This window comes from Streptomyces sp. NPDC000941 (assembly GCF_053599555.1).
Genome location: NZ_JBSFMM010000072.1, coordinates 37,689 through 48,679, shown reverse-complemented (window position 1 = coordinate 48,679; position 10,991 = coordinate 37,689). Strand labels below are relative to the sequence as shown.

The following is a 10,991-nucleotide window of genomic DNA, read 5'->3' as shown; positions in this document are numbered from 1 at the left end:
TTTTTTCTCCACACTCTTCCCCCCCCCCCCCCTCTCCCTATCTATGCTCTTTCAACACGGGCCCGTTCTTGGTGCTTACCAAAGGCCCGGGAGGCGGCACGCGGTGGCCCCGCGCCCCCACGGCGCCGCGGTCGTCGATCGCTCGTCGCAGGCTTGCCAGCCTGCCGCTGAGGAACACGCGGTCCGCGCCGGCGAGCTCCGGCGAGCGATCCGGGTCGGCGACAACTTCTTCCGCCTCCGTGATCCGGTCCGTGAACCTCAGGCTCGGCACATCAACCTTGCGCATGCCGGCGTGCAGCTGCTCCAGCGCCTTGGCGTAGTCGACTGGTGAGGTGTGAGGCGTCACGGGCTCGTAGTAGGTCCACAGCGTCACTGCGAAGCCATCGTGCGTGTACACACGCGGGTCCGCCCGAGGCTCCAAGGGACACGCTGGGCATCCGACCTCGGCGAGCCGCTGAGCGAGCTCGACTTCGAACTGTGCAACCTCTTGTCCCACAAGGGCGACCCGGGCAAAGACGTCGCATGGCGTCAGCCGCAGTGCCAGCTTGTTCGAGTTGTGGAGAACGATTGCGTCGCTGGCTGGCAGGTCGAGCGATGCGGCGACCGAAGTCGCAGCCGCGATCGCACGCGTGACGTCGGTCATCTCCACCCTCGAATCTTGGCATAGATGAGCGAGAGCGATGCCAACCAGCGTGGCCAGGTGCCAACTATCGTGGCTCGGGACACCAGCGTCCGCGCTCAAACTTCGGTGAGAATGCTCAACCTTCACTGCGACAGGTCACTGTTTCGCCGAAAGCTGACCGTTCTCACTGAAGTTTGACGAATGGCCGTTCGTCTCATCAAAAGTTGAGTGGGCGGGGCCTGGGAAGTCGCCCGGGCAGGCAGTCGCTAGGCTCGCGCCATGCCTCATGATCTCGGTTTCACGTGCTCATGCTGTGGCGACCACCACGCAGATGTGCCCTTGGGCTACTCGACCATGGCGCCCGATGTCTGGGATCCGAGCTTCGAGACTGATCCGGACAGCATGCTCTCCTCCGACCAGTGCATCATCACGGGCCAGCACTTCTTCATCAAAGGTCTGATCGAGATACCTGTGATCGGCAGCGAAGACGTCTTCTCATGGGGCGTCTGGGTCTCTCTGAGCAGAGACAACTTCACCCGTGCCCTGGAGGTGTGGAAGACGGAGGGCCGCGAGACCGAGAAGCCCGTACTTCGGTTGGCTCAGCACCGAACTCGCGCTCTACTCCCCGGCGACCATCAACCTGAAGACGAACGCCCACACCCGACCGGTCGGCACGCGCCCCTTCATCGAGCTGGAGCCCACTGACCACCCGCTCGCCGTCGAACAGCGCACCGGGATCACCCAGGAGCGCGTGCGTGAGATCGCCATGGCCGTGCTGCATCCGGCCTGATTGGCGCTCGCCGGTCAGACTTCACTGAGAACGCTCAAACTTCGGTGAGACCGGACACTGGGAGAAGGCCGGGCACCCCACCCCCGAGACATACACCCCCACCCTCGTCCGAGGCGAGGGCGGCTGAGACCTGCGGCTAACCCGATAGGCCCCGGCCCCTGCGCTCCAGGCGCGCGGAGGTGAGCCGATCTACACCTACCTGGTCGACCTCGCGATCGTGCGCTCTCCGCGCAAGCGGAAGTGAACCCGGCCGGGACATCCTGGCGCGCGAGGTCGACTCCGCTCAGCTCGGTGTTCATGCGATCACCACCCCGGCCGGGTCGCCATCGAGGGGACGGGCGGCGAGCTCGGGCAGCCGGTCCGCCCACGGCGTGGGGCCGGCCGCCTCGGTGTGGTCCGCGGCCTGCTCGCGCAGCTTCTCCAGCCGCGCCTCGAGCAGGTACTGGGCGGTGCGCTCCCGGGCGGTGTCGGCCGCTTTCGTCTCGGCGGCGACGGCGTCCGCGCCGTTCGGGTTGGCCCTGAACCAGCGGCGGTTCTGCTCGGTCGCGTACGCCCGGCGGGCCTCCGCTTCGGCTTCCTCGGTCCGGCCCAGCATCGCCAGCGCGTTCTGCCGGTACTCCGGCGCAGACTGCTCCACGGCCTGGAGCGCGGCAAAGGCGAGCGCGGACGCCGCCGCGACCGGGTTCGTTTCCAGTTCGCCGGGGTCCAGCAGCTTCAGGAACTGCGTGCGGGCGGCCTCGATGTCGGCCTCCAGCGACGCGCGGACGTGGGCGGTGACGGCGGTGACGGCGCCCGGGTCGTCCAGGGCCGCGGACCAGGTGGCCGTAACCATACCGGCCTCCACGATCAGGGCCTCGGTCCGGCGCTGGCAACCGCACAGCCCGGCCTGCGCTTGCCGAGAATGTCATCCACCCTGGTCGGGGGCCCGCACCAGGCCTCACGGTCGTCGGCCGCGGTCACTCGAGTCGGCGCTCTCGCGTAGTGCATGATCCGCGCGTCATGATGATCGATCGTGCTGCTGCGACTGGCTTACCTGGGTGTGACACACGCGTTCGCGATGCTCCGCCTGCTGCCGATGTGGGGCTACCGGCGCCTGCACGACGAGCTCCTCGTACTGGGGGTGAAGGTAGGCGCGTCCACCGTCTGGGAAATCCTGAAGGAGGCCGGCATCGATCCTGCGCCCGAGCGGAACTCCACTACCTGGGCCACCTTCCTTCGCAGCCAGGCTGATGCCCTGCTGGCCTGCGACTTCATGGAAACAGTCACCCTGTCGGGGGTACGGATGTACGTGCTCGTGGTGATCGAACACGGCAGTCGCCGGATCCGGATCCTGGGCGCCACCGCGCATCCGACCGCCTCCTGGGTAGCGCAAGCGGCGAAAAACCTCGTCATGGACCTCGAAGACCTCGACTGCCGGGCACGGTTCATGATCCGGGACAGGGACGGGAAGTTCCCCGCCCTCTTCGATGCCGTCCTCAAGGACGCAGGAATCGACATCGTCCTCAGCGGCATCCAGATCCCAAGAATGAACTCGATCACGGAGCGCTGGATACAGACCTGTCGCCGCGAGCTCCTGGACCGGACATTGATCTGGAACCAGCAACACCTACTCCACGCCCTACGCGAGTTCGAGCAGTTCTACAACGGACACCGACCACACCAGGGCATCGCGAACGCCAGGCCACTGCACCCCTTGCCCCCGCCGATCGACGATCCCGACGTGTTGGCCCGCCTCGACATACGCCGACAAAGTCGCCTCGGCGGCATCCTCCACGAATACCAACATGCGGCGTGACCTGCACGGATGAGATTTCCGGCAAGAGCAGTCGCGATGACAGCGCCCGCCGCAGCGCTTACCAGAGTCACCCACTCCACCACGTGACCATAGGAAGGATCGCTCGGGACCGCCAGAGTGCGAGCGACCGCCTGGCCGGCTCTGCCCGCGCGCCGCGGCACGGTTGGGGTGAGCACCTGGGGACCGCATGGACACGGCCGCGACACGCCGACGAAACACCCTCTCCTTAATTTCTGTCATCCGACAGGAACCAGTGACTGGGGCTCGCCATGACCGCCACCGCACCACACTCCGAGGCTGAGGAAGCGGCGGCCGCCACCGACGCAGCCGCGCTCGCCGGATTCGGATACCGCCAGGAGCTGCACCGCGCCCTGGGCCGGTACGCCTCCTTCGCTGCCGGCTTCTCCTTCATCTCCGTCGTGACCACCGTTTTCCAGTTCTTCGCGTTCGGCTACTCCTTCGGTGGCGCGGCCTTCTTCTGGACCTGGCCCGCCGTGCTGCTCGGGCAGCTCCTGGTCGCGGCGTGCTTCGCCGAGCTCGCCGCCCGCTACCCGATCTCGGGGGCGATCTACCAGTGGTCGACGCGGCTCAGCACGCCCGCCTTCGGCTGGTACGCCGGCTGGATCATGGTGATCGGCCAGATCGTCGTGGTGGCGGCCGCGGCGCTCGCCCTGCAGATGGTCCTGCCCGCGATCTGGTCGGGCTTCCAGATCCTCGGGGGCGATCCGGCGCCCTTCTCCGCCTCGGGCGCGGCCAATGCCGCTGTTCTCGCCGTCGCGCTCCTCGCGCTCACCACCGTCGTGAACGTCCTCGACAACAAGGTGCTCTCGGCGGTCAACCGGATCGGGGTCACCGCCGAGATCGTCGGCGCCGTCCTGATCATCGTGCTGCTGTTCACCCACGCGGAGCGGGGCACGGGAGTCACCCTGCACACCGGCGGCGAGGGCGGGGCGGTCACGGCCGTGCTGGTCGGCTCGTTCGCCGCGGCCTACGTCCTGATCGGTTTCGACAGCGCGGGAGAGATGAGCGAGGAGACCCACAATCCTCGTCGCACCGCGCCGCGCACGATCCTCACCGCTCTCGTCTCCGCCGGGGTGCTGGCCACCCTGCTGGTGCTCGGGGGGTTGCTCGCCGCACCCAGCCTGACCGACGGGCGGCTGGCCTCGGACGGGCTGTCGTACGTCCTCACCAGCAGCCTCGGCGACGGGGTGGGCAAGGCCCTGCTGGCCGACGTGGTGGTGGCCATCGCCGTGGCGACGCTCGCGATCCAGACCTCCGCCACCCGGATGCTCTTCTCGATGGCGCGGGACGGGGTGCTGCCGGCCTCGCGGACGCTGGCGAAGGTGTCGCCGTCCACCGGCATGCCGAAGGGACCGGCCCTGGTGGTCGGCGCGGGGGCGGCGGGCCTGTGCCTGCTCAACCTGGCCTCGCCGGAAGCGTTCCTGGCGATCGGCACGACCTGCATCGCCATGCTGTATCTGGCGTACGCGATGGTGACCGGCCCCATGCTGGTGCGGCGGCTGCGCGGCGGCTGGCGCTCGGCGGGAGACATGGCGGGAGGCGTGGACGAGACGGGCAAGCCGCTGTTCTCACTCGGGCGCTGGGGTCTGCCGGTCAACGCCCTCGCCCTGGTCTACGGCCTGTTCATGACCGTCAACCTGGCCTGGCCGCGCGCCGCCGTGTACGACCCGTCGGGCGGTCACTGGTACTTCCAGTGGTTCACCGCGCTGTTCCTGGGCGTCTCGGTGCTGCTGGGCGCGGCCTACCGGACGTGGCGGGCCCGCACCACGGACTCGGCTTCCTCGTCGCCGGCACCGGCCGAGACCGCCGCCCGGCTCTCGCCCGCTTCTCCCCGCCCGTAGAGCCCGCCCGCAGGGCTGCCCGCAGAGCCCGGGGTCATACCGACGCCAGCCCCGCCGCCTTCTCGCGCACCCCGGACAGCAACCCCTCCGCCACTCCCGCGACCCGCAACGCCGCGTCCGCCGTCGCGGCCGCGAACGCGTCGGCGGGCCGGTCGGGGTCCGAGCGGTGGATCAGGATGACCCCTTCGATGAGCCCGAAGACCAGATCCGTGCGGAGCGCCAGCTCGCCCTTGTCGAGCGACCCGCAGCTCTCCGTCGCGGCGAGCAGCCGGCCGTACGCCTCCTTGAGTTCCAGCCGCACATGGTGGAAGCCGGCGAAGCCTTCGCCACGCACTTCGGGCAGGAGGTAGAGGCCTCCGAGGTTGTGCGGTCCGCCGCACAGCAGGCGCACATCGGAGCTGCACAGAAACCACAGACGGGCCTCGGCCGGCGCGGCCTCGTCGGCCGCGAGCAGCCGGTGTGCCAGCGCCAGCGAGGGGGTGACCGTGGACTCCAGGAGCTCGGCGAGGAGGTCCTCCTTGCCGGCGAAGTAGTGGTACATCGTGGCCTGCCGCATGCCGGCCCGCTCGGCGACGGCCCGTGTCGTCGTCGCCGCGTATCCACGGGTGGTGAACAACTCGGCCGCGGCGGCGAGCAGTTCGTCGCGCGGCGACAGGCCGCTGTCGAGCCGCCCCGCGGCGCGCGGCCGGCCCACCCGCCTTCCTGGAGTGCTCATGGGCCGATCGTCGCACATCCGCGCCCGCGCCCCGTCCGGCGACCTGGGTGAGGGCCGGGTAACCGGTCCGCAACAGGCGGGCAACGCGGCCGACGCACCCTCCCTCTAATTTCTGTCAAGCGACAGAAATGGAGGCGCCCGATGGCGACAGCGACGACGTACGAAGCCCGGGACCACGCCCGTGCCCAGGAGGGCACCCGCGCCGGGACCATGCCCGTGGTGCCCGCCACCGACTGGCCCTCCCCGCCGTGCGAGGCCGGCCATCTCGTGTGGGCGGAGACCGTGGCGGGCGGCAACTACACCCACCGGGTCCTCGCCCGCGGCACCGAACTCCGGCTCACGGACCTGCGCGGCGACGCCTGTGCCCATCTGCTGTTCTACGTCGCGGACCGGCCCTGGGAGCGGCTCAACGCGGCCGACACCGTCAAGGTGCAGTGGAACGCCTACCTGGGCGAGGGCAGCCTGCTCCTCTCCGACCAGGGCCGTGTGCTCGCCTCCGTCGTCGCGGACGATTCGGGCCGGCACGACGCGCTGTGCGGCACCTCCACCCTCGTCCGGAACACCGAGCGCTATGGCGACGGCACCCCGCAGTCCGCCTCTCCCGCGGGCCGTGAGCTGTTCAAGCTGGCCGCGCTCAAGAACGGGCTGGAGCCGCGGGACCTGCCGCCGTCGATCTCCTTCTTCCAGGGCGTGCGGGCGGCCGAGGACGGCTCCGTGGACTTCACCGGCTCCGCCGGCCCCGGCGCCCGGGTGACCCTGCGCGCCGAGCAGGACCTGACCGTGCTGATCGCCAACGTTCCCCACCCCGCCGACCCCCGGGCCGAGTACACCAGCACCCCGCTGGAGGTACTGGCCTGGCGGGGCGCGCCGACCGCGCCCGGCGACCCGCTGTGGGACGCCACCCCTGAAGGCCGCCGCGCCTTCCTCAACACCGCTGAATTCCTCACCGCCAGGGGGCTCGCATGACCACCACACACCCCGCGCCCGCCTCGCGGCCCGAGCGGACGGACGAGTCCGCGCGCAAGGTCACCGTCGTCCCCGCGCGGGCGGCCTGGTCGGCCGTCGTCCGCGCCGGTGAACTGCTCACCATCACCGATCTGCACGGCAACCAGGCGGTCGACTTCCTGGTCTACGACGCCCACGACACCACCGTGCGCTACAGCGCGCCCGACACCATCCACGTCCAGGGCAACATCTTCCTCACCACCGGCTCCGTGCTGCTGTCGAACGAGCACACCCCGCTGATGACGGTGGTCGAGGACACCTGTGGGCGGCACGACACGGTCGGCGGCGCCTGCTCCAAGGAGTCCAACAGCCTCCGGTACGGCCACCACACCTGGTCCCAGCACGCGTGCGTGGACAACTTCCTGGCCGAGGGGGCCAGGCACGGCCTCGGCAAGCGCGACCTGGTGTCCAACATCAACTGGTATATGAATGTGCCGGTCGAGAAGGACGGCACGCTCGGCATCGTGGACGGCATCTCGGCGCCCGGGCTGCGGGTCACCCTGCGCGCCGAGGCCGATGTACTCGTCCTCGTCTCCAACTGCCCGCAGATCAACAACCCCTGCAACGGCTTCGAGCCCACGGCGGTGGAGATGACGATCACCGGGGCCGCCCCGTGAACCTCGACCGCTTCGACACCCTGCTGGTGGCCAACCGGGGCGAGATCGCCGCGCGTATCATCCGCACGGCCCGCCGCCTGGGCCTGCGCACCGTCGCCGTCTTCTCCGATCCCGACCGGTCGAGCCAGCACGTCAGGCTCGCCGACACGGCGGTGCGGCTGGGCCCCGCCCCCGCCAAGGATTCGTATCTGAACGCCGATCTGGTGCTCCGGGCCGCGAAGGACACGGGCGCGGGAGCGATCCACCCGGGGTACGGTTTCCTCTCCGAGGACGCGGAGTTCGCCCGCCGCTGCGAGGCGGCGGGGATCGTCTTCGTCGGCCCCTCACCCGAGCAGCTGGAGCTGTTCGGCGCGAAGCACACCGCGCGCGCCGCCGCCGAGCGCGCCGGAGTCCCGCTTGCCCCGGGCACCGGCCTGCTCCCCGATCTCCCCGCCGCCCACGCCGCGGCGGAGCGGATCGGCTACCCGGTGATGCTGAAGGCGACCGGCGGCGGAGGCGGCATCGGCATGGGGGCCTGTCACGGCCCCGACGACCTCGCCGACGCCTGGGAGCGGGTGCAGCGCGTCGCCTCGGCGTCCTTCTCTTCCCAGGGCTCCTCCCACGGGGTTTTCCTGGAGCGGCTGGTGGAGCGGGCCCGCCACGTCGAGGTGCAGGTCTTCGGCGACGGTCTGGGCCGGGTCGTCTCCCTGGGGGACCGGGACTGCTCCCTCCAACGCCGCAACCAGAAGGTGCTGGAAGAGGCCCCGGCTCCCGGCCTGCCGGATGCCGTCCGGGCCTCGCTCGCCGCGTCCGCCCGGGAGCTGTGCGCCTCGGTCGGCTACCGCTCGGCCGGAACCGTCGAGTTCGTGTACGACGCGGCCCGCCAGGAGGCGTACTTCCTGGAGGTGAACACCCGCCTCCAGGTGGAGCATCCGGTCACCGAGGAGATCTACGGCATCGACCTCGTGGAGTGGATGCTGCGGCTCGCCCAGGGAGACACCACGGTGGTGCGCGATCCGGGAACTCCGCGCGGCCATGCCGTCGAGGCCCGCGTGTACGCCGAGGATCCCACCCGCGAGCACCGGCCCAGCGCCGGACTGCTGACGAACGTCGCGTTCCCCCCGGACGTCCGCGTGGACACCTGGGTGGAGACCGGTGCCGAGGTGACGACATCGTACGATCCGATGCTGGCCAAGATCGTCGCGTACGGCGCCGACCGGACTCAGGCACTCCGCCGCCTGGACGCCGCGCTGACCGCGACCCGGGTGGACGGGATCGAGACCAATCTCGGGCTGGTGCGTGCGGCCCTGGCCGACGCCGAGTTCCAGAGTGCCGGGCACTCCACCGCCACCCTGGCGCGGATCACCGACCCGACCCCGCGCATCGAGGTCATCGCCTCGGGCACCCTCACCACCGTCCAGGACTGGCCCGGCCGCACCGGCTACTGGCAGGTCGGCGTCCCGCCGAGCGGCCCGATGGACGACCTGTCGTTCCGACTCGGCAACCGGGCCCTCGGCAACGACGAGGGCGCGCCCGGCCTGGAGTGCACCCTCCAAGGCCCCACGCTGCGCTTCAGCCACGCCACGACGCTGTGCGTCACCGGCGCCCCGGCCCCGGTGACGGTGGACGGCGAACCGGTGCCCCAGTGGGAGCCGGTGACCGTCCCAGCGGGGGCGGTCCTCACCGTCGGCGCCCCCGGCCGGCACGGCCTTCGGACGTACATCCTGTTCGCGGGCGGCCTGGAGATCCCCGCGTTCCTGGGCAGTGCGGCGACCTTCACCCTGGGCCGGTTCGGCGGGCACGGCGGCCGGGCCCTGCGGACCGGCGACGTCCTGCACGGCGGCGCCACGACCCGCGCGGGCGCCCCGGTGCCGCCCGCCGACCGCCCGGCCTTCGGCGACTCGTGGCGGATCGGAGCCGTCGAAGGCCCGCACGCCGCGCCCGAGTTCTTCACCGAGGACGACATCCGCGACTTCTACGACGCCGACTGGAAGGTCCACTTCAACTCGGCCCGGACCGGAGTCCGCCTGGTCGGGCCCAAGCCCCGCTGGGCGCGTACGGACGGCGGCGAGGCGGGCCTGCACCCGTCCAACATCCACGACACCCCCTACTCGGTGGGCGCCGTCGACTACACCGGGGACATGCCGGTGCTGCTGGGACCCGACGGGCCCTCACTCGGCGGCTTCGTCTGCCCCGCGACCGTCGCGAAGGGGCAGCGCTGGAAGCTGGGCCAGGTCCGGCCCGGTGACACGGTCCGGTTCGTCCCGCTCACCGCCCGCGCCGCGTCCGCCCTGCGCCGTACGCCGCAGGCCGACCCCGTCCCGGACCGGGCGGTCATCGTGGACGGCGGCGTGCTCCACCGGGGGGAATACCGAGGGGAAGCGGTCACCTACCGCCGCGGCGGCGATGACAATGTGCTGGTCGAGTTCGGGCCGATGCAGCTGGACCTGGGTCTGCGGATGCGGGTGCACGCGATGATGGAGGCGGTGGCGGCCGAGCGTCTCCCCGGTGTCACCGATCTCACCCCCGGCATCCGCTCGCTCCAGGTCCAGACGGACCCCGACGTCCTGCCGCAGCCGGAGCTGCTGTCCGTGCTGCGCCGGATCGAGTCGGAGCTCCCGCCCACCGAGGACCTGGTCGTACCCTCCCGCACCGTCCACCTGCCGCTGTCCTGGGACGACCCGGCGACCAGGGAGGCAATCGAACGCTACATGGCGGGGGTGCGGGACGACGCCCCCTGGTGCCCGTGGAACATCGAGTTCATCCGCCGGGTCAACGGTCTCGACTCGGTCGACGATGTGTTCCGTACGGTCTTCGCCGCCGAGTACCTGGTGCTGGGTCTGGGCGATGTGTATCTGGGCGCCCCCGTGGCGACTCCTCTGGACCCGCGCCACCGCCTTGTCACCACGAAGTACAACCCGGCACGGACCTGGACCGCGGAGAACTCCGTCGGCATCGGGGGCGCCTATCTGTGCGTTTATGGCATGGAGGGGCCGGGCGGCTACCAATTCGTCGGCCGGACCACGCAGGTGTGGTCCGGGTGGCAGCAGCGGGGTGCCTTCCAGCCGGGCTCACCCTGGCTGCTGCGCTTCTTCGACCGCATCAAGTGGTACCCCGTCGAAGCGGATGAACTGCTCGAACTGCGGGCCGACATGGCGGCGGGCCGCTTCGCGCCGAGGATCGAGGAGGGCACCTTCGCCCTCGCCGACCACCAGCGCTTCCTGTCCGCCCACGCCGATTCCATCAGCGCGTTCCGATCCCGGCAGGCAGCCGCCTTCGCGGCGGAGCGCGACGCGTGGGAGGCGGCCGGTGAATTCGCCCGCGCGGACCGGGCGGCCGGGTCCGCCCCGCCACCGGCCGATCTCGCGGTCCCGCCCGGCGGCCACCTGGTGGAGGCGGAATTCGCCGCCTCCGTCTGGCAGGTCGCGGTGGCGGCGGGGGACACGGTCACGGCCGGACAGCGGCTGCTCGCTCTGGAAGCGATGAAGATGGAGTCCTTCGTGCACGCGCCGCAAGGCGGCGTGGTGGCGAGGGTCCTCGCCAAACCCGGTGACCAGGTCGAACCGGGCTCTCCCCTGCTCATCCTGGGCCCGGCGGCCTGAGCGG

The 10,991-nt window shown here is 70.7% G+C and carries 8 protein-coding genes and 1 pseudogene; 6 read left to right on the top strand and 3 right to left on the bottom strand.

Translation table 11 applies throughout. The features are described from left to right. Positions 1 to 37 precede the first annotated feature (37 nt). Entirely contained in the window at positions 38 to 649 is a 612-nt protein-coding gene (locus ACWDSL_RS23455; protein ID WP_450488363.1) for an aminoglycoside phosphotransferase family protein, read from the bottom strand. 252 nt (positions 650 to 901) lie between these two features. Between ACWDSL_RS23455 and ACWDSL_RS23450 the strand changes: the two are divergent. Beyond that, positions 902 to 1,412, top strand: a pseudogene (locus ACWDSL_RS23450) (DUF2199 domain-containing protein). Positions 1,413 to 1,707: 295 nt separating this feature from the next. Here ACWDSL_RS23450 and ACWDSL_RS23445 read toward each other — a convergent pair. Continuing rightward, a complete protein-coding gene (locus ACWDSL_RS23445) occupies positions 1,708 to 2,244 on the bottom strand; it encodes a hypothetical protein (protein WP_450488362.1) in 537 nt (178 codons plus the stop codon). 225 nt (positions 2,245 to 2,469) lie between these two features. Here ACWDSL_RS23445 and ACWDSL_RS23440 point away from each other — a divergent pair, with 225 nt between their 5' ends. Together ACWDSL_RS23440 and ACWDSL_RS23435 are read left to right on the top strand one after the other, a co-directional pair. Continuing rightward, the gene (locus ACWDSL_RS23440) at positions 2,470 to 3,207 is read left to right on the top strand and encodes an integrase core domain-containing protein (RefSeq protein WP_450488365.1); all 738 of its coding nucleotides are present in this window, start codon (positions 2,470 to 2,472) and stop codon (positions 3,205 to 3,207) included. Positions 3,208 to 3,476: 269 nt separating this feature from the next. Further along, entirely contained in the window at positions 3,477 to 5,069 is a 1,593-nt protein-coding gene (locus ACWDSL_RS23435) for an amino acid permease (protein WP_450488360.1), read from the top strand. A gap of 34 nt (positions 5,070 to 5,103) precedes the next feature. Here ACWDSL_RS23435 and ACWDSL_RS23430 read toward each other — a convergent pair whose 3' ends face one another. Further along, positions 5,104 to 5,784, bottom strand: coding sequence for a TetR/AcrR family transcriptional regulator (locus ACWDSL_RS23430; RefSeq protein ID WP_450488358.1), 681 nt, complete (start codon positions 5,782 to 5,784; stop codon positions 5,104 to 5,106). A 141-nt stretch (positions 5,785 to 5,925) separates the two neighbouring features. Here ACWDSL_RS23430 and ACWDSL_RS23425 point away from each other — a divergent pair, with 141 nt between their 5' ends. Genes ACWDSL_RS23425 through uca form a run of 3 tightly spaced genes read left to right on the top strand, consistent with a single transcriptional unit; the run spans position 5,926 to position 10,987 of the window. Further along, a complete protein-coding gene (locus tag ACWDSL_RS23425; RefSeq protein WP_450488357.1) occupies positions 5,926 to 6,750 on the top strand; it encodes an urea amidolyase associated protein UAAP1 in 825 nt (274 codons plus the stop codon). Next, positions 6,747 to 7,406 carry an urea amidolyase associated protein UAAP2 gene (locus ACWDSL_RS23420; protein ID WP_450488355.1) on the top strand — a complete coding sequence of 220 codons (660 nt, stop codon included), beginning with the start codon at positions 6,747 to 6,749 and terminating at the stop codon, positions 7,404 to 7,406. The genes ACWDSL_RS23425 and ACWDSL_RS23420 overlap by 4 nt, the downstream gene beginning before the upstream one ends. Then, a complete protein-coding gene (gene uca / locus ACWDSL_RS23415) occupies positions 7,403 to 10,987 on the top strand; it encodes an urea carboxylase (protein ID WP_450488353.1) in 3,585 nt (1,194 codons plus the stop codon). The genes ACWDSL_RS23420 and uca overlap by 4 nt, the downstream gene beginning before the upstream one ends. Positions 10,988 to 10,991 lie beyond the last annotated feature (4 nt).

Excerpts from the sequence above, each read along its gene's own strand:
- ACWDSL_RS23445 (WP_450488362.1), bottom strand. The coding sequence starts at position 2,244 with ATGGTTACGGCCACCTGGTCCGCGGCCCTGGACGACCCGGGCGCCGTC.
- ACWDSL_RS23440 (WP_450488365.1), top strand. The coding sequence starts at position 2,470 with ATGCTCCGCCTGCTGCCGATGTGGGGCTACCGGCGCCTGCACGACGAG.
- ACWDSL_RS23435 (WP_450488360.1), top strand. The coding sequence starts at position 3,477 with ATGACCGCCACCGCACCACACTCCGAGGCTGAGGAAGCGGCGGCCGCC.
- ACWDSL_RS23430 (WP_450488358.1), bottom strand. The coding sequence starts at position 5,784 with ATGAGCACTCCAGGAAGGCGGGTGGGCCGGCCGCGCGCCGCGGGGCGG.
- ACWDSL_RS23425 (WP_450488357.1), top strand. The coding sequence starts at position 5,926 with ATGGCGACAGCGACGACGTACGAAGCCCGGGACCACGCCCGTGCCCAG.
- ACWDSL_RS23420 (WP_450488355.1), top strand. The coding sequence starts at position 6,747 with ATGACCACCACACACCCCGCGCCCGCCTCGCGGCCCGAGCGGACGGAC.